23 protein-coding genes and 1 tRNA gene are annotated in these 25075 nt (G+C 50.2%); 20 read left to right on the top strand and 4 right to left on the bottom strand.

Annotation, left to right across the window (positions count from 1 at the left end; all coding sequences use genetic code 11):
* Nucleotides 1-7: 7 nt before the first annotated feature.
* From ispG to BQ6873_RS01095, 12 genes are all read left to right on the top strand, one after another.
* Nucleotides 8-1276 carry a flavodoxin-dependent (E)-4-hydroxy-3-methylbut-2-enyl-diphosphate synthase gene (gene ispG, locus BQ6873_RS01040; RefSeq protein ID WP_076590994.1) on the top strand — a complete coding sequence of 423 codons (1269 nt, stop codon included), beginning with the start codon at nucleotides 8-10 and terminating at the stop codon, nucleotides 1274-1276.
* Between the two features lie 42 nt (nucleotides 1277-1318).
* Nucleotides 1319-2665: a histidine--tRNA ligase gene (gene hisS, locus BQ6873_RS01045; RefSeq protein ID WP_076590995.1), complete on the top strand. Its 1347-nt coding sequence runs from the start codon at nucleotides 1319-1321 to the stop codon at nucleotides 2663-2665.
* A 12-nt stretch (nucleotides 2666-2677) separates the two neighbouring features.
* Nucleotides 2678-3328 carry a tetratricopeptide repeat protein gene (locus tag BQ6873_RS01050; protein WP_076590996.1) on the top strand — a complete coding sequence of 217 codons (651 nt, stop codon included), beginning with the start codon at nucleotides 2678-2680 and terminating at the stop codon, nucleotides 3326-3328.
* 18 nt (nucleotides 3329-3346) lie between these two features.
* Nucleotides 3347-4516 (top strand): outer membrane protein assembly factor BamB, encoded by a 1170-nt coding sequence (bamB, locus tag BQ6873_RS01055; protein ID WP_076590997.1) that lies wholly within the window; start codon nucleotides 3347-3349, stop codon nucleotides 4514-4516.
* Between the two features lie 8 nt (nucleotides 4517-4524).
* Nucleotides 4525-5868: a ribosome biogenesis GTPase Der gene (gene der, locus BQ6873_RS01060; RefSeq protein WP_076590998.1), complete on the top strand. Its 1344-nt coding sequence runs from the start codon at nucleotides 4525-4527 to the stop codon at nucleotides 5866-5868.
* A gap of 108 nt (nucleotides 5869-5976) precedes the next feature.
* Nucleotides 5977-6213, top strand: coding sequence for an RNA chaperone Hfq (gene hfq, locus BQ6873_RS01065; RefSeq protein ID WP_012079975.1), 237 nt, complete (start codon nucleotides 5977-5979; stop codon nucleotides 6211-6213).
* A 35-nt stretch (nucleotides 6214-6248) separates the two neighbouring features.
* Nucleotides 6249-7367 carry a GTPase HflX gene (gene hflX / locus BQ6873_RS01070; protein ID WP_076590999.1) on the top strand — a complete coding sequence of 373 codons (1119 nt, stop codon included), beginning with the start codon at nucleotides 6249-6251 and terminating at the stop codon, nucleotides 7365-7367.
* A gap of 50 nt (nucleotides 7368-7417) precedes the next feature.
* Nucleotides 7418-8722 (top strand): FtsH protease activity modulator HflK, encoded by a 1305-nt coding sequence (gene hflK / locus BQ6873_RS01075; RefSeq protein ID WP_076591000.1) that lies wholly within the window; start codon nucleotides 7418-7420, stop codon nucleotides 8720-8722.
* Nucleotides 8722-9612 carry a protease modulator HflC gene (gene hflC / locus BQ6873_RS01080; protein ID WP_076591001.1) on the top strand — a complete coding sequence of 297 codons (891 nt, stop codon included), beginning with the start codon at nucleotides 8722-8724 and terminating at the stop codon, nucleotides 9610-9612. The genes hflK and hflC overlap by 1 nt, the downstream gene beginning before the upstream one ends.
* 222 nt (nucleotides 9613-9834) lie before the next feature.
* Nucleotides 9835-10986, top strand: coding sequence for an ATP phosphoribosyltransferase regulatory subunit (locus BQ6873_RS01085; RefSeq protein ID WP_076591002.1), 1152 nt, complete (start codon nucleotides 9835-9837; stop codon nucleotides 10984-10986).
* Nucleotides 10987-10989: 3 nt separating this feature from the next.
* The gene (locus BQ6873_RS01090; RefSeq protein ID WP_076591003.1) at nucleotides 10990-12303 is read left to right on the top strand and encodes an adenylosuccinate synthase; all 1314 of its coding nucleotides are present in this window, start codon (nucleotides 10990-10992) and stop codon (nucleotides 12301-12303) included.
* Between the two features lie 26 nt (nucleotides 12304-12329).
* Nucleotides 12330-12866 carry a phosphoribosyltransferase gene (locus BQ6873_RS01095; protein ID WP_076591004.1) on the top strand — a complete coding sequence of 179 codons (537 nt, stop codon included), beginning with the start codon at nucleotides 12330-12332 and terminating at the stop codon, nucleotides 12864-12866.
* A gap of 180 nt (nucleotides 12867-13046) precedes the next feature.
* On the opposite strand, the gene BQ6873_RS01100 is transcribed toward BQ6873_RS01095, so the two are convergent.
* Nucleotides 13047-13131: transfer RNA gene (locus tag BQ6873_RS01100), tRNA-Leu, on the bottom strand.
* A gap of 148 nt (nucleotides 13132-13279) precedes the next feature.
* On the opposite strand from BQ6873_RS01100, the gene rnr reads away from it, so the two are divergent.
* The 4 genes from rnr to BQ6873_RS01120 all read left to right on the top strand — a co-directional run bounded on the left by rnr (nucleotide 13280) and on the right by BQ6873_RS01120 (nucleotide 18043).
* Nucleotides 13280-15712: a ribonuclease R gene (gene rnr, locus BQ6873_RS01105; RefSeq protein ID WP_076591005.1), complete on the top strand. Its 2433-nt coding sequence runs from the start codon at nucleotides 13280-13282 to the stop codon at nucleotides 15710-15712.
* Nucleotides 15713-15714: 2 nt separating this feature from the next.
* Nucleotides 15715-16458, top strand: a complete 744-nt coding sequence (gene rlmB / locus BQ6873_RS01110; RefSeq protein WP_076591006.1) for a 23S rRNA (guanosine(2251)-2'-O)-methyltransferase RlmB — start codon at nucleotides 15715-15717, stop codon at nucleotides 16456-16458.
* Between the two features lie 120 nt (nucleotides 16459-16578).
* Complete coding sequence (gene cysE / locus BQ6873_RS01115) at nucleotides 16579-17322, top strand: serine O-acetyltransferase (protein WP_076591007.1); 744 nt, start codon at nucleotides 16579-16581, stop codon at nucleotides 17320-17322.
* Between the two features lie 10 nt (nucleotides 17323-17332).
* Nucleotides 17333-18043: a YceH family protein gene (locus tag BQ6873_RS01120; RefSeq protein WP_076591008.1), complete on the top strand. Its 711-nt coding sequence runs from the start codon at nucleotides 17333-17335 to the stop codon at nucleotides 18041-18043.
* 31 nt (nucleotides 18044-18074) lie between these two features.
* On the opposite strand, the gene BQ6873_RS01125 is transcribed toward BQ6873_RS01120, so the two are convergent.
* The 3 genes from BQ6873_RS01125 to BQ6873_RS01135 are packed head-to-tail and all read right to left on the bottom strand — an operon-like array spanning nucleotide 18075 to nucleotide 20031.
* Nucleotides 18075-18884 (bottom strand): UDP-2,3-diacylglucosamine diphosphatase, encoded by an 810-nt coding sequence (locus BQ6873_RS01125; RefSeq protein WP_076593878.1) that lies wholly within the window; start codon nucleotides 18882-18884, stop codon nucleotides 18075-18077.
* Nucleotides 18885-18919: 35 nt separating this feature from the next.
* Nucleotides 18920-19408, bottom strand: a complete 489-nt coding sequence (locus BQ6873_RS01130) for a peptidylprolyl isomerase (RefSeq protein ID WP_076591009.1) — start codon at nucleotides 19406-19408, stop codon at nucleotides 18920-18922.
* A 44-nt stretch (nucleotides 19409-19452) separates the two neighbouring features.
* On the bottom strand, nucleotides 19453-20031 hold the full coding sequence (locus BQ6873_RS01135; RefSeq protein WP_076591010.1) for a peptidylprolyl isomerase: 579 nt from the start codon (nucleotides 20029-20031) through the stop codon (nucleotides 19453-19455).
* A gap of 428 nt (nucleotides 20032-20459) precedes the next feature.
* Here BQ6873_RS01135 and cysS point away from each other — a divergent pair, with 428 nt between their 5' ends.
* From cysS to tilS, 4 genes are read left to right on the top strand one after another with little or no spacing between them, the layout of a single operon-like run.
* On the top strand, nucleotides 20460-21854 hold the full coding sequence (gene cysS / locus BQ6873_RS01140) for a cysteine--tRNA ligase (RefSeq protein ID WP_076591011.1): 1395 nt from the start codon (nucleotides 20460-20462) through the stop codon (nucleotides 21852-21854).
* Between the two features lie 4 nt (nucleotides 21855-21858).
* Entirely contained in the window at nucleotides 21859-22506 is a 648-nt protein-coding gene (locus BQ6873_RS01145) for a DNA-3-methyladenine glycosylase family protein (protein WP_076591012.1), read from the top strand.
* Nucleotides 22507-22551: 45 nt separating this feature from the next.
* Nucleotides 22552-23526, top strand: a complete 975-nt coding sequence (locus BQ6873_RS01150) for an acetyl-CoA carboxylase carboxyltransferase subunit alpha (RefSeq protein ID WP_076591013.1) — start codon at nucleotides 22552-22554, stop codon at nucleotides 23524-23526.
* 3 nt (nucleotides 23527-23529) lie between these two features.
* Nucleotides 23530-24927 carry a tRNA lysidine(34) synthetase TilS gene (tilS, locus tag BQ6873_RS01155; RefSeq protein WP_231949180.1) on the top strand — a complete coding sequence of 466 codons (1398 nt, stop codon included), beginning with the start codon at nucleotides 23530-23532 and terminating at the stop codon, nucleotides 24925-24927.
* Nucleotides 24928-25075 lie beyond the last annotated feature (148 nt).

Genomic DNA, 25075 nt, shown 5'->3' on the forward strand with positions numbered 1-25075 from the left:
ATCGCTTATGTCGTCATCCAATCCGATTGCCACAGGTCCTTTGACGCGTCGCCAAAGCCGCACAGCGGTTGTTAGTTATGGCGGACGTGAAGTTCGCATAGGCGGAGATGCCCCGGTTGTCGTGCAATCGATGACTAACACCGATACGGCCGATGTGATCGGTACCGCAATTCAGATCAAGGAATTGGCACGTGCCGGTTCTGAGTTGGTACGCATTACCGTGAATACGCCGGAAGCTGCAGCTGCCGTGCCAGCGATTTGCGAACAGCTCGACAAGATGGATATCGTCGTGCCGCTGGTTGGTGACTTCCATTACAACGGTCACAAATTGTTGAACGATTATCCGGACTGCGCGAAAGCGCTGGCGAAATATCGCATCAATCCGGGTAACGTAGGCAAAGGCAATAAGCGCGATACGCAATTTGCGCAAATGATAGAAACCGCATGCCGCTTCGATAAGCCGGTGCGCATAGGTGTGAACTGGGGCAGTCTGGATCAGGAGCTGCTGGCGCGCATCATGGATGAAAACGCGGCAAGAGCGAATCCATGGACTGCACAGGCTGTGATGTATGAAGCACTGGTGACGTCTGCGATCGAAAACGCGATGCGTGCTGAGGAAGTTGGCTTGGCTGGTGATCGCATCATTCTGTCTTGCAAGGTCTCCGGCGTGCAGGATTTGATCGCCGTATATCGCGAGTTGGCGCGTCGTTGTGATTACCCTCTGCATTTAGGTTTGACCGAAGCAGGGATGGGCAGCAAAGGTATCGTGGCATCGACGGCGGCGCTGTCGGTCTTGTTGCAAGAAGGTATAGGCGACACGATCCGTATTTCGCTGACGCCGGAGCCAGGTGGCGACAGAACCAAAGAAGTCATCGTCGGGCAGGAAATTTTGCAAACCATGGGCTTGCGTAAATTTACGCCTATGGTGATTGCATGCCCAGGTTGCGGACGTACGACGTCTACTGTATTCCAGGAGTTGGCTGACGGAATTCAAACCTATTTGCGTGATCAGATGCCGGTTTGGAAGAAGCAATATCCAGGTGTGGAAGCAATGAATGTTGCCGTTATGGGTTGCATCGTCAACGGTCCTGGTGAGTCGAAGCACGCGAACATCGGTATCAGTTTGCCGGGTACCGGCGAATCGCCGGCAGCACCGGTATTCGTTGACGGTGAAAAAACCGTTACGCTACGCGGCGACAATATTGCCGAAGAATTTCATGCGATTGTGCTGGACTACGTCAAGAGCCATTACGGCAAGGAACGTAGTGCCGTTTAAATCGCAGTAAACAAGTTATAGAAAATAAGTCTTTAAAAATAAATGTCAGATACCAAAAAAATAGAAAAAATCGTCGGCGTAAAGGGAATGAATGACATTCTCCCGGTCGATGCTCCATTGTGGGAATTGTTTGAAAATACTGTGCACACTGTGCTCAAGAGCTATGGTTTTCAACAGATCCGCACACCTATCGTCGAGCCGACTGCATTGTTTGCGCGTGGCTTGGGCGAAGTCACCGATATCGTTGAAAAGGAAATGTATTCCTTTACCGATTCGATGAATGGCGATCAACTTACTCTGCGTCCTGAATGTACAGCCAGTGTAGTGCGCGCAGCGCTTGAACATAATCTGACTTACGATGGTCCGAAGCGTCTTTGGTATTCAGGCCCGATGTTCCGTCATGAAAGACCGCAGCGCGGCCGCTATCGTCAGTTCCATCAGATCGGTGCAGAAGCAATCGGTTTTTCCGGCCCGGATATCGATGCTGAATTGATCATGATGTGTCAGCGTTTGTGGGACGATCTCGGTTTGCAGGATGTGCGTCTCGAGTTGAACTCGATAGGTAACGCAGAAGAGCGCAACAAACATCGCGCTGACCTGATCGCGTATTTTGAAAAGAATGCAGACGTGCTGGATGCAGAGGCGCAAAAACGCCTGCACACCAATCCTTTGCGTATTCTGGATACCAAGAATCCAACGATGCAGGATATGGTTAATGCCGCGCCTAAGCTTCTTGATTATCTGGGTGAAGAGTCGCGTGCGCACTTCGAAGGCGTGCAAAAGATTTTGCGTCACAATGCAATTCCATTCACGATCAATCCGCGTCTGGTACGCGGTATGGATTACTACAATCGCACGGTATTCGAGTGGGTCACAGACCAACTAGGTTCGCAAGGTACTGTCTGCGGCGGCGGTCGTTACGATCCATTGGTAGAAATGTTTGGCGGCAAGCCGACCCCGGCATGTGGTTTTGCAATGGGTGTTGAGCGTTTGCTGGAGTTGATGAAGGCTAGCGGTGAACAGTTCGCGCCGAATCAATGCGACGTTTATATCGTGCATCAAGGTGATGCTGCACAATTGCAGGCTTCGGTAGTCGCTGAACGTTTGCGTGATGCAGGACTCGATGTTGTATTACATTGCGCATCAGCTGCCGGCATCGGTAGCTTCAAGTCGCAAATGAAGCGTGCCGACGGTAGTGGCGCTGCATACGCTGTCATTATCGGTGAAGACGAAATCGCGCAAGGCACAGCAGTCGTCAAGGAAATGCGCGGTGCTGAGGGTGCCAATCAATCGAATGTTGAGTTCGATAGCATCCCGAATTATCTGGTCGATCAAATCGTTGGTGCGCATGATCATACGCACGACGAACACGTACATTATCATCACTAATATTGGACCATCATGGCATACGATCACGCAGAACAAGAACAACTGGCCACTCTTAAATCCTGGTGGAATCAGTACGGCAATCTCGTTACCTGGTTGCTGATTATTGTATTGGGAGCTTATGCGGCCTGGGCTGGTTGGGGTTACTACCAGCGTACGCAAGCATTGCAGGCTTCTCAGTTGTACGAAGAATTGCAAAAAGCAGTCACTGCGCAAGATAAAGAAAAAGTGCAGCGTGCAGCAACCGATATGGAAGACAAGTTTTCGCGTACTGCTTACGCGCAAATGAGTGCTTTGGCTGCGGCTAAATCGGCCTTCGATTCGAATGATTTCAAAACTGCAAAAGCGCAATTGCAATGGGTGATCGACAAAGGTCTGAATGACGAATACAAGGCGATTGCGAAAGTACGCTTGGCAGGTATCTTGCTCGATGAAAAAGCTTACGACGAAGGTTTGAAGTTGCTGGCTGGCGATTTCCCGGCGCAGTTTGCCAGTGTGGTCAGTGATCGCAAGGGCGATATTCTTGTCGCACAAAACAAGCTGGATGAAGCGCGTGCCGCGTATCAAGCAGCATTGGACAAAATCGACGCAAAGAATCCTGCTCGTCAGCTGATCCAGATCAAACTGGATGCTATCGGCGGTGCACCAGAGAAAAAAGCAGCATAAATGCTTAAAGGAAAAGAGATGCAGAAGTTTCGGACCGCATTAAAAGTTCTGTCTGTTGGCTTACTGTTTGCAACGGCAGGGTGTTCTGTTTTGTCTTCGATGAATCCGTTTGCGAGCAAACCATCGACGCGTAACGCGCCAGCTGCACTGGTTGAGATCAAGCAGCCGACATTGAATGCGCGCACTGCGTGGTCTGCATCGGTTGGTAAGGCCGGTAACTATGCGTTTACGCCAGCATTGGTTCGAAGCGATATATTTACTGCGGCAGCAGACGGTACGATTACACGTATTAATGCGACAAATGGACAATCCGTCTGGCGCATCAATGCCGGCATGCCATTGACGGCCGGTGTAGGCAGTGATGGTGAAACGATAGTCGTTGCAGGTGAAAAAGGCGTTGTGCTGGCATTCGATGGTCAAGGCAAATTACGTTGGAAGGCGCAAGCCAGCAGCGAAATATTGTCTACACCTGCAGTAGGACAAGACACGGTCGTTGTACGTAGTCTGGACAATCGTGTAGTTGCGTATGATGCAGAAACAGGCACACGCAAATGGTTTGTACAACGTACGGCACCGCCGCTGACATTGCGTACATCGCCAGGCATGACGATTGCCAATGGCAATGCGTATATCGGTTTGGCTGGTGGTCGCTTGTTGGCTGTGGCATTGAGTACGGGTGCTCCACGTTGGGAAGTTGCTGTAGGTGATCCACGCGGTACGACAGAACTTGAACGTATTGCTGATATCTCCGGCGCACCTTTCGTAGCTGGTCGCGATATTTGTGCCGTGTCTTATCAAGGACGCGTTGCGTGCTTTGATGTAGTCAGCGGTACGCCACGTTGGGGTAAAGCATTTTCCAGCGATGTCGGTGTGGATGTTGATGAACGCGCAGTGTATGCGGCGAATGAGCGGGGCGAATTGCAGGCCTTTGCACGCGATACAGGTACCAGCTTTTGGCAGAACGATCAGTTGAAAAACCGTCGTCTGTCGACACCGATTTCCTCCGGTCGTGCAGTTGCAGTCGGAGATTATCAGGGTTATATCCATTTTTTCTCTAAAGAAAATGGCTTGTTGTTGGCACGTGTGAGTACTGATGGCAGCCCGATTCTTGGCGTGCCGGTTCTCGCTGGTGCGAATTTTATTTTTCAAACTCAATCAGGAACATTGGTCGCAATTGCGGCTGAGTAAAACATTTGATGAAGCCGGTTATTGCACTTATAGGTCGACCTAACGTCGGCAAATCCACGCTATTCAATCGACTAACCCGGTCGCGTGATGCGTTGGTCGCCGATCTTCCGGGCTTGACGCGTGACCGGCATTACGGCGAAGGCCGTGTGGGCGAACGTCCTTTCCTGGTGATTGACACCGGCGGTTTCGAGCCTGTTGCCAAAGAAGGCATCATGCATGAAATGGCCAAGCAGACGAAGCAGGCCGTGGCGGAAGCCGACGTCGTGATCTTTATCGTTGATGGTCGCCAAGGTCTGACACCTCACGATAAAACCATCACAGATTTTCTGCGTAAATCCGGTCGTTCGGTGATGCTGGTCGTGAACAAGGCCGAAGGCATGAAGTACACGATGGTGACCGCTGATTTCTATGAACTTGGCATGGGTGACCCGTATGTGATCTCTGCGGCTCATGGTGACGGCGTTAACGATTTAGTTGAGGAATCGCTGAATATCGCTTTTGCGCAGCGTCCGCCGGAAGAGGAGCTTCCTGAATCCAAGGATCGCAGCGTTCGATTGGCGATTGTCGGTCGTCCGAATGTCGGAAAATCAACACTGGTCAATACCTTGCTGGGCGAAGAACGCGTCATCGCATTCGATTTGCCTGGCACTACACGCGATTCAATCGAGATTCCGTTTGAGCGTGATGGCAAGCAGTACACTCTGATCGATACCGCCGGCATACGTCGTCGCGGCAAAGTGTTCGAAGCGATCGAGAAGTTTTCAGTCGTCAAAACCTTGCAATCCATTTCTGAAGCGAATGTCGTGCTGTTGCTGTTGGATGCGCAGCAGGATATCTCCGAGCAGGATGCGCATATCGCTGGCTTCATATTGGAGTCGGGTAGAGCGTTGGTTGTCGGCGTGAATAAATGGGATGGTCTGACCAGTGATAGACGCGACGAGATCAAGATTGATCTGGAACGCAAGCTGGGCTTCCTTTCGTTTGCGAAAACGCATTTTGTCTCCGCGCTGAAATCCAGTGGTATCGGTCCTATGATGAAGTCAGTTGATGGTGCTTATGCTGCGGCGATGTCGAATTTGTCGACGCCTAAGCTGACACGTGCCTTGATTGAGGCAGTTGAGCATCAACAACCACGTCGCAAAGGCTCTATCCGTCCTAAATTGCGTTATGCGCATCAAGGCGGCATGAACCCACCGATTGTTGTCATTCACGGCAATGCATTGGATGCGATCGACGCAAATTACAAGCGCTTCCTGGAAAAACATTTTCGAGAAACTTTTTCGCTGGTTGGGACTCCACTACGTATCGAGTTGCGTTCTGGGAAAAATCCTTTCTCGCGTTCGGAGAAGTAAGGCGATTTGGCGAAAAAGTCTGAAATCGATTACATTCCAATAGGTAAGACTCTTGAAAAAAAGCAAGATGCCTCAACCTCTTAAACACAACAACACACTGGAGCTGTCATGACCAACAAAGGGCAACTGTTACAAGACCCATTCCTCAATGCTTTACGCAAAGAGCATGTTCCCGTTTCGATTTATCTCGTTAACGGCATCAAACTCCAAGGTCATATCGAATCCTTTGATCAATACGTGGTTTTATTGCGTAATACCGTCACGCAGATGGTTTATAAACACGCAATTTCGACCGTCGTTCCTGCACGTGCCGTGAACCTGAGCCTTGAATCAGAAGCTGAATAAGACCCGTGTAATCCAGTTGCTGGTGCGGTATTAATATGCGCGCAGTACTGGTAGGCCTTGATTTTGGCAAAGGCGATTTCGCTGCAAGCCTAGAAGAACTTTCCCTTCTTTCCAGATCGGCCGGTGCCGATCCGATCATGACGATCACAGGCAAGCGTTCCAGTCCGGACGCGGCCTTGTTTGTCGGGTCGGGCAAAGCAAATGAAATCGCTGATGCGATTGTTGATCATGAGCTTGATATTGTTATTTTCAATCATGCCTTGTCGCCGGCGCAGCAGCGTAACCTTGAGCGTCACCTGAAAGTGCGTGTAGTTGATCGCACCAGCTTGATTCTGGATATCTTCGCTCAGCGTGCACAAAGCCATGAAGGTAAGGTTCAAGTTGAATTGGCACAGTTGCAACATCTTGCAACGCGCCTGATACGCGGTTGGACTCACTTGGAACGGCAAAAGGGTGGTATCGGTTTGCGCGGCCCGGGTGAAACGCAGTTGGAAACAGATCGTCGTTTGCTGGGTGATCGCGTTAAGGCTTTACGTGCCAAGCTGGAAAAATTACACAAGCAACGTGCAACACAACGCCGTGCTCGTGGTCGCAATAATGCATTTTCTGTTTCCTTGGTTGGTTATACCAATGCAGGGAAATCGACCTTGTTTAATGCGGTAGCCAAGACCAAGGTATTGGCAGCTGATCAGTTATTTGCGACATTAGATACTACCTCGCGTCGCATTTATCTGGGTGAAGCCGGTAATGTGGTGATTTCGGATACGGTAGGTTTCATTCGTGAGTTACCGCATCAACTGGTGGCAGCATTTCGTGCCACCTTGGAAGAGACAATTCATGCTGACTTGCTATTGCATGTTGTCGATGGTGCCAGTCCGGTTCGTATGGAGCAGATCGAGCAGGTAAATATGGTGTTGCGTGAAATTGGCGCAGATCATATCCCGCAAATTCTGGTTTGGAACAAGATTGATGCCGCCGGTCTGGAACCTGCTTTAGAGCGTGATGAATATGATAAAATTCGTCGTGTTTTTATAAGTGCCCAGACTGGAAGTGGATTGGATCTATTGCGTGAAGCAATAGCCGAATGCGCAAAAGAGCGCGCCGCTGGATTTGAAGATGTGTCATTAGTTGCATCTGACGACGTCAAGATATAAGAATTACTTGGCATTCCAACTTATTGTTTTTCAGCCCGGACCGCAAAAGAATGCTTGTTTCCCTACTCAAAAAAATTGGTTTGAAGTTCTCGCTCAATGACCCTCGTTGGGGTCGTGGTTCTGATGATAACAACAAGAACCAGAATCAAGACGGCAAACGGCCGAATGATGGTCCGCCTGATTTGGACCAACTATGGCGCGATTTTAATCAACGCTTGAGCAACCTGTTCGGTAATAAAAAAACCGGCGGTGGCGGCAATGGCGGCGGTGATTCTGGTGGCGGCATGAACTTCAAGCCGGACATGAAGGGTGCCGGTATCGGTGCCGCGGTAATCGCAGCCATCGTGGCATTTTTGTGGCTGGTCAGCGGCTTCTTCATCGTGCAAGAAGGTCAGACCGGCGTGGTCATGACTTTTGGTAAATTCAGCCATATGACGCCTGCCGGTTTTAACTGGCGCTGGCCTGCGCCGATTCAAAGTCACGAGATTGTGAACGTTTCACAAGTCCGTACGGTTGAAGTCGGTTATCGCGGCAACGTCAAGAACAAACAGCAGCAAGAATCGCTGATGCTGACTGAAGATGAAAACATCATCGATATTCAGTTTGCTGTGCAGTACACATTGAAAAATGCATCCGATTGGATATTTAATAATCGTGAGCATGAAGAAATGGTCAAGCAAGTCGCGGAAACCGCAATGCGCGAAGTCGTTGGTCGCAGCAAGATGGATTTCGTGTTGTATGAAGGTCGCGAAAAAATTGCATTCGATAGTAGCCAGTTGATGCAGCAAATCGCTGATCGTTATAAATCCGGCGTACAGATTACCAACGTCACGATGCAGGGCGTACAACCGCCAGAACAAGTGCAAGCGGCATTCGATGATGCGGTTAAAGCAGGACAAGATCGCGAACGTCAAAAGAATGAAGGCCAGGCTTACGCAAACGATGTGATTCCTCGCGCACGTGGTGCAGCATCGCGTCTGATGCAAGAGTCGGAAGCATATCGTTCAAGTGTTACTGCGAATGCGCAGGGTGAGGCTTCGCGCTTCAAGCAAGTATTGGTTGAATATCAAAAAGCGCCTGCAGTGACGAGAGATCGTATGTATCTCGAAACGATGCAGAAAATTTTCTCAAGCACTACTAAGGTCATGGTCGATTCAAAAGGTAGTAACAACCTGCTTTATTTGCCGTTAGATAAATTGATTGCTCAAACTGCTGCGCCAGCTTCGGCGGCTAGCGATGTCGCAGCGATCAGACCGCCTGCATCGTCTGTGCCACCACCGGACACGACGGCATTAGAGGCGCAGGAGTCTCGTGCGCGTGAGAGCCGTAATTCACGTGATCGGGAGGTACGATAATGAATCGCCTTATTTCTTATGTCATCGTTGCGGTGATTGCGGTTGTGGCCTTGTCCTCGACCTTGTTTGTGGTTGATCAGCGTCAGTACGCAATCGTGTTTGCTTTGGGTGAAGTGAAAAGCGTCATCAGCGAACCTGGCTTGCATTTCAAATTGCCGCCACCGTTCCAGAACGTCGTCTTTTTGGATAAACGTATCCTGACGTTGGATACACCTGATGCAGATCGCTTTATTACTGCAGAGAAGAAAAACATTCTGGTCGATGCGTTTGTTAAATGGCGCATTGTTGATCCACGTTTGTACTTCGTCAGCTTTAGTGGCGACGAGCGTAGTGCGCAAAATCGTATGGCGCAAATCGTCAAGGCATCACTGAATGACGAAATTACCAAGCGCACTGTGCGGGAAGTGATTTCCGGTGAGCGCGGCAAGGTGATGGACGGCATTCAGAAAAAAGTAACTGAAGAAGCTAAGCAAATCGGTGTCGAGATTGTTGATGTCCGTCTGAAGCGCGTCGATTATGTAGAGCAAATCAATGCATCGGTTTTCGATCGGATGAAATCGGAGCGTGCACGTGTTGCGAATGAATTGCGTTCGACCGGTGCTGCGGAATCTGAAAAAATTCGTGCAGATGCAGATAGACAGCGCACCGTGATTTTGGCGGAAGCTTATCGTGATGCAGAGCAGATTCGCGGTGAGGGCGATGCCAAAGCATCGCAGATTTATGCGCAGGCTTTTGGACAAAGTCCCGAGTTCTACAAGTTCTATCGTAGCCTTGAGGCATATCGCGCCAGCTTTAAAACGCGTAACGACATGCTTGTGATTGATCCTAATTCTGAGTTCTTTAAATATTTCAAGAACCCAGGAGCGAGTGGAGCTGCCGCGAAGAAATAATGTAGGGCTGTCGTAAAAGCGATATACCTGTACTTTGCATGAAGTGATTTTTCATTCACTTCATGCAGTTTCTTTTTGTGGCGACTACATGCATAAACGCAAATGAATTTCTCGGCAGACATGATCTGATTTTGGATTTGACTGCTGCCAAGTACCTTGGTGATATGGGCTTGATATATGCCATATCTCCTTTTCTTTTTTCTGACTACTTAGTTTCCCGTCATGCCAAATTGGCTATTGCCTGAAAATATTGCTGATGTTTTGCCGTCTGAAGCGCGCAAAATTGAAGAACTGCGTCGCGTCATTCTCGACAACTTCCACCTGTACGGGTACGAACTTGTGATGCCGCCAATGCTGGAGTATCTCGATTCATTATTGGCCGGCGCCGGGCATGACATGGATTTACGTACCTTCAAGTTAGTCGATCAGTTATCTGGTCGCACCTTGGGCTTACGTGCAGATATGACAACGCAAGTAGCGCGTATCGATGCGCATTTGCTTAATCGTGCCTCAGTGACACGTCTTTGCTATTCCGGCAGCGTATTGCATACGCGCCCAAATGGTTTGCATGCGACACGCGAGCCTTTGCAGATTGGAGCTGAAATATACGGTCACGCCGGGCTGGAAGCGGATGCAGAAATCCAGGAGTTGGCGCTGGCTTCTCTGGCTTTGGCTGGTTTTACGCATGTGCGCTTGGATTTATGTCACGTTGGCGTGTTGCGCGCCATTATCGAAAATGACATAAACGCGCAAAAAGACGAGGGCGCACTGTATACTTTCTTGCGAGCGAAAGATGTTCCTGCGCTGGAAGAGATTACAGCTTCGTACGACGCGGAATCGCGCCGTGCCTTGCTCGCTTTGCCTAGCTTGTACGGCGATGCAACAGTACTTGACCGTGCACGCAAAGAGTTGCCGGCATTGCCTGGTATCACCAAAGCACTGGATGAGTTGGCTGCACTGGTCAAGCTGGCCGGTGAGGCGAGTGTGACTATCGATCTGGCGGATCTTGGTGGATACCAATACGAGAGCGGAGCGATGTTTGCGATCTACGTACCGGGCTTGCCGAATGCGGTGGCACGCGGTGGTCGTTATGATCACGTTGGTGAAGCATTCGGTCGCGCACGTCCGGCCACTGGTTTTTCTATGGATTTACGCGAACTGGCGCGCTTGTTGCCAGTCGCAGAACGCAAACGTGCGATTCGTGCGCCTTGGGGCCGCGAACCATTGTTGCGTACAAAAATTGTCGCATTGCGCAAAGCAGGGGAAGTTGTGATTCAAAGCTTGCCCGGCTACGAAAACGATCAGGACGAGTTTGAGTGCGATCGCGTACTCGTACTTGAAGATGGCAACTGGATTATCAAAAATTTAGGTTAAGTGATGTCAACAAAAAGCATGGCAAAAAACGTTGTAGTAGTCGGTACCCAATGGGGCGATGAAGGCAAAGGCAAGATCGTCGATTGGCTGACAGATCATTCACAAGGTGTAGTGCGCTTCCAAGGCGGTCACAACGCTGGCCACACACTGGTGATCGGCGGTCATAAAACCGCACTGCAATTGATCCCATCCGGCATCATGCGCGAAGGCGTCGCGTGCTATATCGGTAACGGCGTTGTTTTGTCGGTACCTGATGTATTGCGTGAAATCGACAAGCTGCATGCGATTGGCGTTGAAGTTCCTTCGCGTCTGAAAATTTCAGAAGCTTGTCCTATCATTTTGCCGTACCACACCGCACTGGATGTGGCGCGTGAAGTAGCGCGTGGCGATGCAAAAATCGGTACGACCGGTAAAGGTATCGGCCCAGCTTACGAAGATAAAGTTGCACGTCGTGCGATTCGTGCTGCTGACTTGCTGAACGAAAAACGCTTCGCAGAAAAACTGGCGGAAAACCTCGATTATCACAACTTCGTGTTGGCGAATTATCTGAAGGTCGCGACTGTTGATTATCAAAAAACCTTGGATGATGCACTGGCCGATGTGCCACGTCTGAAACCTATGGTTGGCGACGTATCGAGTGCTTTGTATGCAGCTCACAATGCAGGTGCAAACCTCTTGTTTGAAGGCGCGCAAGGCAGTTTGCTAGACGTCGATCACGGTACGTATCCATACGTCACTTCCAGTAACTGCGTAGCAGGCAATGCCTCCACCGGTTCTGGCGTCGGCCCAGGCATGTTGCATTACATCCTCGGTATTACCAAGGCATACACAACACGCGTAGGCTCGGGTCCTTTCCCATCGGAATTGCCTACAGATACAGGCGTAGGTAAACATCTGGCAACAGTTGGTCATGAGTTCGGTACAGTTACCGGCCGTGCACGTCGCTGTGGTTGGTTCGATGCAGCCTTGTTGAAGCGTTCGGTACAGATTAATGGCGTAACCGGTATGTGCTTTACCAAACTGGACGTACTGGATGGTTTGGAAACGCTGCGTATTTGCACCGGCTACAAACTCAATGGCAAAACTGTTGATATCTTCCCGGTTGGTGCGGAAGATGCAGCAGCATGCGAACCTATCTACGAAGAAATGCCAGGCTGGAAAGAAACAACAGTTGGCGCGAAAACGTTGGAAGCTTTGCCTGCGAATGCGCGTGCCTACATTGATCGCATTGAAAAATTGGTCGGTGTACCTATCGATATGATTTCGACCGGTCCTGACCGCGAAGAAACAATCGTATTGCGTCATCCATTCAAGTAAGAAGATTTCACCGGACGGAATGCGCGATGCCAGAATCAAGCGATAAGGATTTATGGGTTACATGGGATGAATATCACCATGCAATCGAACGTTTGGTTTTGCTCGTGCATGAGTCCGGCTGGAAGTTTGATCAGGTATTGTGTCTGGCCCGCGGCGGCCTACGTCCTGGCGATGTGTTCTCGCGTATTTTCGATGTGCCCTTGGCGATTTTATCGACTAGTTCATATCGGGAAGAAGCGGGCACAGAGCAAGGCATACTCGACATTGCCAAACACATCACAATGAGTCGCGGATCGCTGGGGGGCAAAGTATTGCTGCTCGACGATCTGGTTGATTCCGGCGTGACGCTGGAAAAAGTGCAACGCCATCTTTCCGAGCAATTCCATGCGGTGACAGAAGTAAAGTCTGCCGTCATCTGGTACAAAGCTTGCTCATCAGTTAAGCCGGATTTCTATCTCGACTATTTACCTAGCAATCCGTGGATACATCAACCGTTTGAAGATTACGACGGCTTGCGTCCGCACCAATTGGCTGCATGGTTAAAACGAGGTAATGTGGAATAAGCGCTATTGCGATGCAGTCACTGCCGTGTCATTTTGCGCAGGCAATATTAATTCTTTGAAAATTACAGAGTGATGATAGGCAAAGAGTTTTGCCAAGATTGAACTGTGAAACACGACTGTGAAAAAATACAGCCTGAAAAAGAAAAACCCCGTTGACGAATCAACGGGGTTTTAATAACTTGGTGCCCACGGAGGGACTCGAACCCCCACACCTTGCGGCACATGGACCTGAACCATGCGCGTCTACCAATTCCGCCACGTGGGCCTTCTGAAAGATGAGCAGTATAGCGGAACCCTCTTGGAAGTCAACCATCGATTGCATCGAATTTGCATCTTTATCGACTTATTATGCAAACATCGTCGTCGTCCGTTACACTGACTCCCGTTCTAATAACAATTAACCAAAACAGCTTTTGAGCCAATTCTCTTATACCATTCCCAGCCGCGAGGAAATTCTCGGCATCTTACGTACGGCCACCGGTTCGCACGACGCATCAACACTAGCTACTGCTCTCGGCGTAAAGCCTGATGAGATGGACGGCCTGATGCGCCGCTTGAACGCGATGGAGCGCGATGGGCAGATCAAGCCCGACCGCGCCGGCAATTATCAACTTGCCCATTCTTCCAATTTTATTGAAGGCCGCGTCAGCAGTCATCGCGACGGTTTCGGCTTTCTGATTCCAGACGACGCCAGCGCTGATATCTTTTTGCCTGAAAAAGAAATGCAAAAAGTATTGCATGGTGATCGCGTGCAAGCGCGCATCATCGGTACGGATCGCCGTGGTCGTCCAGAAGGCACCATTGTTGAAGTGGTCTCGCGTGCGAATAGTCATGTGATCGGCCGCCTGCTGAATGAAAACGGCGTCTGGGTAGTTGCGCCTGAAGACAAGCGCATCGGTCAAGACATCATGCTGGCTGGTTCGCCAGGCAAGGCAAAGACAGGGCAGGTCGTCAGTGTTGAGTTGACTGAGCAGCCTTCGCGTTTTAGTCAGCCTGTCGGAAAAATTGTTGAAGTCCTGGGTGACATCGACGATCCTGGCATGGAAATCGAAATCGCAGTACGCAAGTACGGTGTGCCACATGAATTTTCTGAGGCGGCGAAAAAAGCTGCCGCCAAACTGCCGAGTGAAGTGCGCGCAGTTGATCTGCATGATCGCGTTGATTTGCGCGATGTGCCGCTGGTTACTATTGATGGCGAAGATGCGCGTGACTTTGATGATGCGGTTTATTGCGAGCCATGCAAAATTGGTCGTGCGGATGGTTTCCGTCTGATCGTTGCGATTGCCGACGTCAGCAATTATGTGAAGCCGAACGAAGCGCTGGATGTTGATGCACTGGAACGTAGTACTTCGGTGTATTTCCCGCGTCGCGTGATTCCTATGCTGCCGGAAAAATTGTCTAACGGTTTGTGTTCGTTGAATCCAGGCGTTGATCGTTTGACTTTGGTGTGTGATGCAGTGATTACGACCAAAGGCGAAATCAAGGCTTATCAATTTTATCCAGCAGTAATTCACTCCGCTGCGCGTCTGACCTATACAGAAGTTGCTGCGATTCTCGGCAATACCAAAGGTACAGAAGCGGCGAAGCGTCCGGCCTTGGTGCCGCATCTACTGAATCTGTATGGCGTTTATCAAGCCTTATTGCAAGCACGCCATGCGCGCGGTGCGATTGACTTTGAAACGACTGAAACTTATATCGTTTGCAATGAAGTCGGCAAGATTGAACAAATTCTGCCGCGCACTCGTAACGAAGCGCATAAGCTGATTGAAGAGTGCATGTTGGCCGCCAACGTTTGCGCAGCTGATTTGCTGGAGCGTCACAAGCATCACAGCTTGTATCGTGTGCATGCCTTGCCGACCAAGGAAAAACTGAATCAGGTACGTACCTTCCTGAAACAAGTTGGTTTGAATCTGGGCGGTGGGGATAAGCCAACTGCATCTGATTATGCAGAGCTGATGCCGAAGATCAAGACGCGTCCCGATGCTTTGTTGTTGCAAACGATGTTGTTGCGCTCGATGCAACAAGCTGTCTACAGCCCTGAGAATATCGGTCACTTTGGTTTGTCGTATGAAGCTTATGCGCATTTCACCAGTCCAATTCGCCGTTATCCGGATTTGCTGACGCATCGTGCCATCAAGGCGATCTTGCAAGGCAAACGTTATGAGCCGAGAGGCATCGATACCAGCGTGCTGAATACGATGCTGTCGCCTGCCGCGCGCAAGAAGCATGCGCAAGACAAAGCTGAGGGCAAACAGAAGGCAGAAGGCGATCTGGCGATCTGGGAAGCCTTGGGCATACATTGCTCGGCAAATGAGCGCCGTGCTGATGAAGCATCGCGTGACGTTGAAGCCTGGCTCAAGTGTTATTTCATCCGTGACAAGCTGGGCGAAGAATTCACTGGTGTGATTTCCGGCGTTGCAACCTTCGGTATTTTCGTGCAGCTGGATTCTCTGTTCATCGAGGGTATGGTCCACGTTACTGAGTTGGGTGCGGATCACTTCAAATTCGATGAGGCGCGTCACGAGCTGCGTGGCGAACGCACCGGCATACGCTACCAACTGACAGATCGCGTGACGGTGCAGGTCAGCCGCGTCGATCTGGATGCACGTAAAATTGATTTGCGTCTCGTGACAGAGCCGGGCATTCGTACAGTATTGAAGAACGAAGCACGTCGCGCTGATAGCGAACATCAACGTAGCCAAAAAACAGAGAAGAAAGGTGCAGCAAAGACAACGTCTGCTGCAGCCGTTCCTGGCAAGAAAGCGAAAGCCAAACGTACACCGGCTACGCCTAACAAACAGCGTGCACCAGCCGTGCACCCTAAACCAAGTAAGAAGAAGCGATAAAAATGAAGAGCAAGATGATTTTCGGCTTTCACGCCGTCACGGCGCGTTTGCGCCATGAAGCCTCTTCGGTAGAAGAAATTTATATTGACGCGGGTCGTCATGATCAGCGTATGAAGGATTTGATACGTGCAGCAGAAGGCGCCAAGGTACGCATCATTCCAGCTGACGATGCACGTCTGAGTAGCATCGTTGGTACGCGTCGCCATCAAGGTGTGGTGGCCAAGGCTGGCGAATTGTCGCTGGCACGTAACCTGGATGAATTGCTGGATGCTATTGATGGTCCACCTTTACTGTTGGTGCTGGATGGCATTACCGATCCGCATAATCTCGGTGCATGCTTGCGTGTAGCCGATGGTGCTGGTGCACATGCTGTGATCGCACCTAAAGACCGTGCAGTCGGTTTAAACGCGACGGCGGCTAAAGTTGCCAGCGGTGCGGCTGATACCGTTCCCTACATCACAGTAACGAATCTGGCACGCACGCTGCGTGAACTCAAAGAGCGCGACATCATGTTGATCGGTACCACCGATGATTCAGAAAAAGGTCTGTACGAAGCTGATTTCTCCGGTCCAGCCGCACTGATCATGGGTTCTGAAGGTGAGGGCATGCGTCGCCTGACGCGCGAAACATGCGATGTGTTGGTCGGCATCCCAATGTTCGGCTCGGTGGAAAGCCTGAACGTATCCGTGGCTTCTGGCGTTTGCCTGTACGAAGCCCGCAGACAGCGGATCGCTACCGGTTCATAGTCAACCAGAATAGCCTTGCAATGTGGCGGGTGTTGGGTGAAATACTCAACACCCGCCACGTTTTGCTATAACAGGCTAATATTGTTGTTCGAGCATTTTTCGCATAATCATATTCATTCCATGTTTAGTCGTATTCGAGAAGATATAGCCAATATCATTGCCCGCGATCCCGCTGCGCGCAATGAATGGGAAGTTATTACCTGCTACCCAGGGTTTCACGCTGTTGTCATGCAACGCTGGGCCAACTGGTTCTGGCTGCATGACCTCAAGTGGCTGGGGCGGTTTACCTCGCATATTGCACGCTGGTTGACCGGTATTGAAATTCATCCAGGTGCAAAGATCGGGCGTCGTGTATTCATTGACCATGGTTTTGGTGTGGTGATTGGTGAAACCGCAGAAGTTGGCGACGACTGCACGATCTATCAAGGCGTCACGCTGGGTGGTACCTCCTTGAGTAAAGGCGCGAAGCGCCATCCAACTTTAGGCACTGGTGTGATCATCGGTGCTGGTGCGCAAGTGCTGGGTGGTTTTACCGTTGGCGAAGGTGCCAAGGTTGGCTCGAACGCCGTGGTGGTACGTGAAGTGCCTGCAGGTGCGACGGCAGTTGGTAATCCGGCACGGATTATCTTGAAGGATAATGCCCGTGATGAAGCGGCCGCACGCATGTTTGCTGCTTATGGTGTGACACCTAACGGTGATGATCCTTTGTCCAAGGCCTTGCACGGCTTGATCGATAATGCGGCGACGCAGGAACATCAGATCGAAAAAATACTGGCCGCTTTGAAATGTGCTGGAATCGATTGCGAAACCTTGATTACCACAGAAAAATTTGATCCCGAAGAGCTGAATAAGCTGGTCGAGTAAGCGCTTATACATGAATGATGAAGTAACGAATTCCCCATCCCCAGAGTCGCAGGATAACGGACAGCTCATGTTCGATGCCGGCGAAATCCGTGTGTTGGCAGTACTGGCAGAAAAGGAAGCATTGACGCCGGATGCCTATCCTATGTCCATCAATGCACTGACCAACGGCTGCAATCAATTGACGAGTCGTGATCCGGTGATGGCGCTGACTGAAGAGGACGTTCAAGGCATTTTGCAACGTCTGATAGAAAGCAAGTTCGTTGCTGAAGTTAATCAGGCAGGCGCGCGTGTCACCAAGTATCAGCACAGACTGCGCATGAAATGGTCGCTGGAGCAGGATAAATTGGCTGTTCTGACGGTTTTGATGTTGCGTGGGATCCAGACTGCTGGCGAGATTCGTACGCGCTCAGGTCGCTTGCATGAGTTTGCTGCGATTGCGGATGTGGAAGCAGCGTTGCAATTCCTGATCGATAAATATCCGCCTTTGGTTGCCCGCTTGTCTCGTACACCAGGAACCAAAGAGGCGCGTTATGCACCGCTGCTATCGGGAGAAGTCTTTCCTGAGTCGAGTGAAACTGCCTCAAGTTCAGCAAGTAGTATGGCAAACAATGTGAGTCGGCAGGATAGGGTTGCGCAGTTGGAAGCAGAAGTTGCTGCTCTAAGGCAAGAGGTTGCTGCGCTGTCTGCGCAGTTTCAGCAATTCAAACAGCAGTTTGAATAATCAATGACGGGCTTGAAGCCGGGCGCAAAAATTAGTCGCCGACTTCAAGTCCATCCAAGTTAAAACGACGGATTTCTCCAGCCGTATCGATGGCTAGCCAGTCACCACGTGGCGTGGTGGCATCATCCAGATCCCAATCAGACAGTACATAGCGTACACGCATCTTGCCATCTTCTTGATAGTCATGGCGAGCAGGTCTGTGTGTGTGACCATGAATCATGGTCGCTGTTGCGGTTTGTTCGAATAGCTCTGCGATCGCAGTCGCGTTGACATCCATGATGTCGTAAGACTTTTCTCGTTGCGCGGCACGGCTTCCTGCACGCAGATTTTCGATAATTGCTTTGCGTTGAGAGAGCGGCAAGGCGAGAAAATTTTGTTGCCACTCAGCTTGTCGCACTTGCGCGCGAAACTGCATGTACGCCGCATCATCGGTGCAATACGCATCACCATGTGTGAGCACGATCAAACGACCTGCAATGGTGGTGACAAAGGGATCGGATAGCAGAGTGATGCCAGTTGTTTCTGCAAATTGTCCGCCGACCAGAAAGTCGCGATTACCTGCGATCCAGAATATGGCTACACCGCTTGCACTGACCTTCTTTAATTCATTGACGACTTGCTGATTGAATGGATCGGCGATGTCATCATCACCAGCCCATGCTTCGAAGATGTCGCCGAGCAAATACAACTGTTTTGTTTTCGTAGCTTGATGTTGCAGGAAATCGAAGAATGCCTGCGTGGTACGTGGCATTGCTGCCTGTAAATGCAAATCGGAAATAAAAAGCGCAGCCGTTTCAGGCTGCGCTTGATTCGTCGAAGCAGAGGATAAAGAGGCGGTCATATCATGCATCGACGATGGCTGTGCGGAAGCGATGCTTAGATAACTTCAGCTTTTTCGATGATCACGTCTTCTACTGGTACGTCGGCAAACATGCCGCTACGTGTTGTTTTGACCGCTTTGATTTTTTCAACGACATCGGTGCCATCGATTACTTTGCCGAATACGCAGTAACCCCAGCCATCTTGTCCTGGATAGTCGAGGAAGGTGTTGTTGTTGATGTTGATGAAGAACTGTGCGGAAGCGGAGTGTGGTGCCGAAGTACGTGCCATAGCCAAGGTGTACACATCGTTTTTGAGGCCGTTCTTGGCTTCATTTTCAACTGGTTCGTTGGTTGGTTTTTGTTTCATGCCTGGCTCAAAGCCGCCGCCCTGGATCATGAAGCCATCGATTACGCGATGGAAAATGGTGCCAGCGTAGTGGCCCGAATTAACGTAGGCGAGGAAGTTTTCGACTGTCTTCGGCGCTTTTTCTGCGTCGAGTTCGATAGTGATGTTGCCGTGATTGGTGGTGAGGAGGACTGCCATATTATTCCTTGATAAATGTAGGGTGATAAAAACGGTGATGAAAATTAATTAACGATAGAAGCAGATTCAATGATCACTGGTGTGGTCGGTACGTTTTGATGGCCGCCGCGATTGCCGGTGCTGACGTTCTTGATCTTGTCGACGACTTCGGTGCCTTTGATGACTTTGCCAAAGACCGCATAACCCCAACCATCACGGCTAGGATAGTTCAGCATGCTGTTGTTGGCGGTGTTGATAAAGAATTGTGCGGTTGCCGAGTGCGGTGAGCTGGTACGTGCCATCGCAATCGTATAGATGTCATTCTTCAGACCATTCGCTGCTTCGTTCTGGATAGGCGCACGTGTCGCTTTTTCTTTCATGTCTTTATCGAAGCCGCCGCCTTGGATCATGAAGCCATCGATCACACGGTGGAAAATGGTGCCATTGTACTGGCCGCTTTTTACATACTGTACAAAGTTCTCTACTGATTTCGGTGCTTTTTCCTGATTCAGTTCCAGCACGATATCGCCCATATTTGTTTTCAATAATACTTGTGGTGCATCTGCTGCATGTGCAAGTTGCAACATGCCTGACAGTGATATTGCTGCAACCATAGTCATGGCTTGGCGACGGGAAAATTTCATTCGAGCTTCTTTCGTTTAAATGAAGATGAGTAGTTTGCAGCGTACGGAACATCATTCATGATAATGATGATGAATTAATATTCAATCCCTAGTCTGGTTGCGTGATCGTGCGCACTGTCATATTATGCCGTCCCGCTTGCGGCTTAGTTATAGATGTTTCTTGAATTTTGTGCCGATTTTATCGAAGCTGGGAAACGTAAAAATAAAAATCGATACGCCACTGACTGTTGCTTCGATAACAAATTTGGTCGGCGGTTACGCTTTTTATCAATGCTATACTGCCGCGAAAACGTGCATTTTATCAAAAAGAAGTATGACTAAGTGTTTTGGCGGCGTCGCCGTAGCTGCGACCCGGAGTTGCTGATGCGTGTAAATGGCGATGCGCAGCCAGTCTTGTGACAAATCTTAGCCGAAACAGACAACCATTCATGAGTGCCCTGAAGATCTACAATACGCTGGCGCGTGAGAAGCAGCCGTTTACTCCTATTGAACCGGGCAAAGTCCGCATGTATGTGTGCGGGATGACGGTATATGACTATTGTCATATCGGACACGCACGCGTGATGGTGGTGTTCGACTTGGTGCAACGCTGGTTGCGTGCTTCGAACTACGAAGTGACTTATGTTCGCAACATCACCGACATTGATGACAAGATCATCAAGCGTGCCGCCGAAAACGGCGTTTCCATTTCTGCGCTGACACAGCGTTTCATCGACGCGATGGATGAAGATGCTGTAGCTCTGGGCGTACAGAAACCAGATCACGAACCACGCGCAACCAATTATGTGCCACAGATGCTGGGCCTGATTGAAGCCTTGGAACGTAACGGTCTCGCTTATAAATCATCTGATGGTGATGTGAACTATTCAGTCCGTGACTTTCCCGGTTACGGCAAACTGTCGGGCAAATCGCTGGATGATTTGCGCGCCGGTGAGCGCGTCGATGTGAATACCGGCAAGCGCGATCCGTTGGATTTCGTCTTGTGGAAGTCATCGAAAGAATCTGAACCGGAAGAAGTGAAGTGGTCTTCCAAGTGGGGCAGTGGCCGTCCGGGCTGGCATATCGAGTGCTCGGCCATGGCGTGTGAATTGCTGGGCGAACAATTTGATATTCACGGCGGTGGTGCCGATCTGCAATTCCCGCATCACGAGAATGAAATTGCCCAGTCCGAAGGTGCGAACCAGCATACCTTCGTCAACTACTGGATGCACAACGGCTTTGTGCGTGTCGATAATGAAAAGATGTCGAAATCGCTGGGCAACTTTTTCACCATCCGCGAAGTATTAGCAAAATACGATTCCGAAGTCGTGCGCTTCTTTATCCTGCGCGCGCATTACCGCAGTCAGCTCAATTATTCCGATGCGCATCTGGATGATGCACGCAATGCACTGACGCGTATGTATACCGCGCTCAAGGATGTAGTGTCGGATAATTCACCGCTGGATATGACGGAAGCGCATGCAGTGCGCTTTGCGGAAGCAATGAATGACGATTTCAATACACCACTGGCGGTTGCCGTGTTGTTTGAATTGGCAAATGAAATCAATAAAACAAAATCACCTGCTTTGGCGCGCCAACTGGTCGGACTCGCTGGTATAGTCGGTCTCTTGCAGCGCCCGGCCCAGCAATTTTTGCATGCCGGACTGGCCAATGAGGATGGTGGCGATATGGAAACATTTGTCATCGAGCAAATTGCCGCACGCGTCAATGCAAAAAAAGCAAAGAATTTTGCCGAAGCGGATCGCATTCGTGCCGAACTGCTGGAAAAAGGCATCATCCTGGAAGATAAACCGGGTGGAGTGACTGAATGGCGAAGGGCTTGATCTGATGGGGAAAACGATTTCCACTGAAGAAATGCGTATCCTGCCAGTCTACTGGGAGGATGCCAAGGTCGAGCTGATGAAGCGCGACCGTATTATGCGCAAGCTGATCCCGCAGTTTGGCGATTTGCATCTGGTTAGCCGAGGTGAGCCATTTTCCACATTGGCACGTTCTATCATAGGGCAACAAATTTCGACAAAAGCAGCCGACTCGGTCTGGCAGCGTTTCCTGGAAGTTTGTCCAAAATGCACGCCGGCGCAGGTTATCAAGGCTGGTGACAAGCTGGCAACTTGTGGCTTATCCAAGCGTAAAGCAGAGTATATTTTCGATCTGGCCGACCATTTCAAGGCAAAACGTGTCAATTATGACAAGTGGGCCGAGATGGAAGATGAAGACGTTATCGCAGAGTTAATTCAAATTCGCGGTATCGGACGCTGGACAGCGGAGATGTTTTTGATATTTAATCTGCTCCGACCGAATATTTTGCCGCTGGACGACCTTGGTCTGCTGGCTGGCATTAGCCTTAACTATTTTTCTGGCGAGCCAGTTTCTCGTAGCGATGCGCGAGAAGTTGCCGCCAACTGGGAGCCTTACCGTACTGTTGCGACCTGGTATTTATGGCGCAGTCTGGACTCGGTAGCGGCAACAAACTAGGTAGAGATACGAAATCCACCGCGTGTTGAATCAAAAGGGTGCACGATGAGTAAAACGACTTTCCTCGGCTTTGAACAGCCGATTGCAGAACTCGATTCCAAGATCGAAGAGCTGCGCTTTGTACAAGATGACTCTGCAGTTGATATCTCGGAAGAGATAGATCGTCTGTCGAAGAAGAGCCAGCAACTGACCAAGGATATCTACGCCAAGCTTACGCCGTGGCAAGTGTCCCAGATTGCACGTCATCCACAACGTCCATACACCATGGATTATGTGAATGAAATCTTCACCGACTTCCACGAATTGCACGGCGACCGCAGCTATGCGGACGATCTGTCCATCGTCGGTGGTCTGGCGCGCTTCAATGGCATGCCATGTATGGTCATTGGTCATCAAAAAGGTCGAGATACTAAAGAGCGCAGCATGCGTAACTTCGGTATGCCGAAACCAGAGGGCTATCGTAAGGCGATGCGTCTGATGAAGCTGGCCGAGAAATTCGGTCTGCCAGTATTCACTTTTGTCGATACGCCAGGTGCTTTCCCAGGTATTGATGCTGAAGAGCGCGGACAGTCGGAAGCGATTGGCCACAATCTGTACGTCATGGCCGAATTGAAAGTACCGCTGATTGCAACCATCATCGGCGAAGGCGGCTCCGGCGGCGCGCTGGCGATTGCAGTCGGCGATGCGGTCTTGATGCTGCAATACTCGACTTATTCGGTGATCTCGCCAGAAGGTTGTGCATCGATTCTGTGGAAGTCTGCAGAACGCGCATCTGATGCTGCGGAAGCTTTAGGCTTGACTGCGCATCGTTTGAAAGCAATGGGCTTGATTGACAAGATCATTAATGAACCTTTGGGTGGTGCACATCGCGATCCTAAGCAGATGGCTGCATTGGTCAAGCGTGCATTGGCTGATACCGTGCGTCAATTCCAAGGTGTGAAAACCAAGGACCTCTTGGCAGCACGCCATGAAAAATTGATGAGCTACGGTAAATTCAAAGAGCTCAACACACCGGAATGATGCGTGACGAATAAAGAAACTGCGTCTATGCAAGGTGAATTTGAACGCGCGTTAGGGGAGATCCGGACGCGCGTTTCTCTTTCCGGCGTTGCCATACCGAAAATTGCAGTTGCCTATAGCGGCGGATTGGATTCCGCAGCGCTACTGCATTTGTTGCATGCGTATGCGCAGTCGCAGCAGATAGAAATTTTTGCCTTCCATGTTCATCATGGTTTGAGTCCAAATGCCGATCACTGGCTGGCGCATTGTCAGCAACAGTGTGCAGCATTAGGCATTAGCTTTGATGCGCGCAAGGTGCAAATTGGTAAGAAAGAAAAAAACGGCATCGAAGAAGCTGCAAGGCTAAGTCGCTACGCTGCTTTGGGTGAGATGTGCAGTGCACACGAAGTTCCCTTGCTGTTGACTGCACATCATCAGGATGACCAAGCAGAAACGGTATTGCTGCAATTGTTGCGTGGTTCTGGTGTAGCTGGCTTATCCGGTATGGATAGTGCGAATCATGCAGCGGATTTATTGAGTAATGCCAGTTTGCTGATGGGGCGTCCTCTGCTGCAGGTAGCGCGTCTGGATTTGCAGGCATACGTTACAGCTCATGCAATCCAGTTTGTCGAAGATGAATCGAATCTCGATCCTCGCTATGCACGTAATGCTTTGCGTCATCAGGTGATGCCAACTTTGGAACAGCATTTTCCTGGTTTTCAGCAACGTTTTGCGCGAACCGCGCAGCATGCGCAATCGGCGCAGCGTTTGTTGATCGAATTGGCAGCACAGGATTTGCACATCTGTTTGGATGGCGAGTGCCTTGATATCTCCAAATTAAAACAGTTCAGCTCAGATCGTATCGATAACATGTTGCGCTACTGGTTCGGTTCGCGCGGTGTACGCATGCCATCGACTTCCTGGCTCAATGAAATGCGCTCGCAATTACTGGAAGCCAAACATGATGCGCAGTTGTGCGTCACACATGCAGACTGTCATATTCGACGGCATCGTGATTTGGTGTTCATCACGCCGAAACTTGCTCCAGCAATGCTGGAGCAAGTGCCGCTGGCTTTTCGCTGGAACGGCGAAGCGGAGATGCACTTTGCCGAATTCGGCGGCACCATGTTCTTCGAAACAGCAGAGCAGGGCATAGCAGCAGAGTGGTTGAGTGCGCAAGCGTTGACGATACAGTTGCGCAGCGGTGGAGAGCGTTTGAAACCGGCCTGGAATCGTCCGACCAAAAGTTTGAAATACCACTATCAAGCTTGTGACGTTCCTGCATGGGAACGCGAACGTTTGCCGCTGATTTTTGCAGACAAGCAATTGCTATTTGCTGCGGGAATTGGCATGGACTGCCATCAACTTAGTACCGAGACTGGTGCCCACATTCAATTGCGTTGGCAATTCGATCAGAGATAATTGTGTTTCATCATCGTATTCTGGCTGTTTTGATAAGCAGAATGCGATGATGTAGCCGTCCTGTACTTGTCATTCTGCGCTGTAAGCTGTAAAGTCGAGGGTTGATTTTTAACGCTTTTTTCATTTTTCAAGCGCTCTCCGCTACCCT

It is taken from the genome of Herminiimonas arsenitoxidans, from assembly GCF_900130075.1.
In the GTDB taxonomy this organism is placed as follows: Bacteria; Pseudomonadota; Gammaproteobacteria; order Burkholderiales; family Burkholderiaceae_D; genus Oxalicibacterium; species Oxalicibacterium arsenitoxidans.

Bases quoted from the DNA above. Each gene is read 5' to 3' on its own strand.
- ispG (WP_076590994.1), top strand. From the start codon at position 8: ATGTCGTCATCCAATCCGATTGCCACAGGTCCTTTGACGCGTCGCCAA.
- hisS (WP_076590995.1), top strand. From the start codon at position 1,319: ATGTCAGATACCAAAAAAATAGAAAAAATCGTCGGCGTAAAGGGAATG.
- BQ6873_RS01050 (WP_076590996.1), top strand. From the start codon at position 2,678: ATGGCATACGATCACGCAGAACAAGAACAACTGGCCACTCTTAAATCC.
- bamB (WP_076590997.1), top strand. From the start codon at position 3,347: ATGCAGAAGTTTCGGACCGCATTAAAAGTTCTGTCTGTTGGCTTACTG.
- der (WP_076590998.1), top strand. From the start codon at position 4,525: ATGAAGCCGGTTATTGCACTTATAGGTCGACCTAACGTCGGCAAATCC.
- hfq (WP_012079975.1), top strand. From the start codon at position 5,977: ATGACCAACAAAGGGCAACTGTTACAAGACCCATTCCTCAATGCTTTA.
- hflX (WP_076590999.1), top strand. From the start codon at position 6,249: ATGCGCGCAGTACTGGTAGGCCTTGATTTTGGCAAAGGCGATTTCGCT.
- hflK (WP_076591000.1), top strand. From the start codon at position 7,418: ATGCTTGTTTCCCTACTCAAAAAAATTGGTTTGAAGTTCTCGCTCAAT.
- hflC (WP_076591001.1), top strand. From the start codon at position 8,722: ATGAATCGCCTTATTTCTTATGTCATCGTTGCGGTGATTGCGGTTGTG.
- BQ6873_RS01085 (WP_076591002.1), top strand. From the start codon at position 9,835: ATGCCAAATTGGCTATTGCCTGAAAATATTGCTGATGTTTTGCCGTCT.
- BQ6873_RS01090 (WP_076591003.1), top strand. From the start codon at position 10,990: ATGTCAACAAAAAGCATGGCAAAAAACGTTGTAGTAGTCGGTACCCAA.
- BQ6873_RS01095 (WP_076591004.1), top strand. From the start codon at position 12,330: ATGCCAGAATCAAGCGATAAGGATTTATGGGTTACATGGGATGAATAT.
- rlmB (WP_076591006.1), top strand. From the start codon at position 15,715: ATGAAGAGCAAGATGATTTTCGGCTTTCACGCCGTCACGGCGCGTTTG.
- cysE (WP_076591007.1), top strand. From the start codon at position 16,579: ATGTTTAGTCGTATTCGAGAAGATATAGCCAATATCATTGCCCGCGAT.
- BQ6873_RS01120 (WP_076591008.1), top strand. From the start codon at position 17,333: ATGAATGATGAAGTAACGAATTCCCCATCCCCAGAGTCGCAGGATAAC.
- BQ6873_RS01125 (WP_076593878.1), bottom strand. From the start codon at position 18,884: ATGACCGCCTCTTTATCCTCTGCTTCGACGAATCAAGCGCAGCCTGAA.
- BQ6873_RS01130 (WP_076591009.1), bottom strand. From the start codon at position 19,408: ATGGCAGTCCTCCTCACCACCAATCACGGCAACATCACTATCGAACTC.
- BQ6873_RS01135 (WP_076591010.1), bottom strand. From the start codon at position 20,031: ATGAAATTTTCCCGTCGCCAAGCCATGACTATGGTTGCAGCAATATCA.
- cysS (WP_076591011.1), top strand. From the start codon at position 20,460: ATGAGTGCCCTGAAGATCTACAATACGCTGGCGCGTGAGAAGCAGCCG.
- BQ6873_RS01145 (WP_076591012.1), top strand. From the start codon at position 21,859: ATGGGGAAAACGATTTCCACTGAAGAAATGCGTATCCTGCCAGTCTAC.
- BQ6873_RS01150 (WP_076591013.1), top strand. From the start codon at position 22,552: ATGAGTAAAACGACTTTCCTCGGCTTTGAACAGCCGATTGCAGAACTC.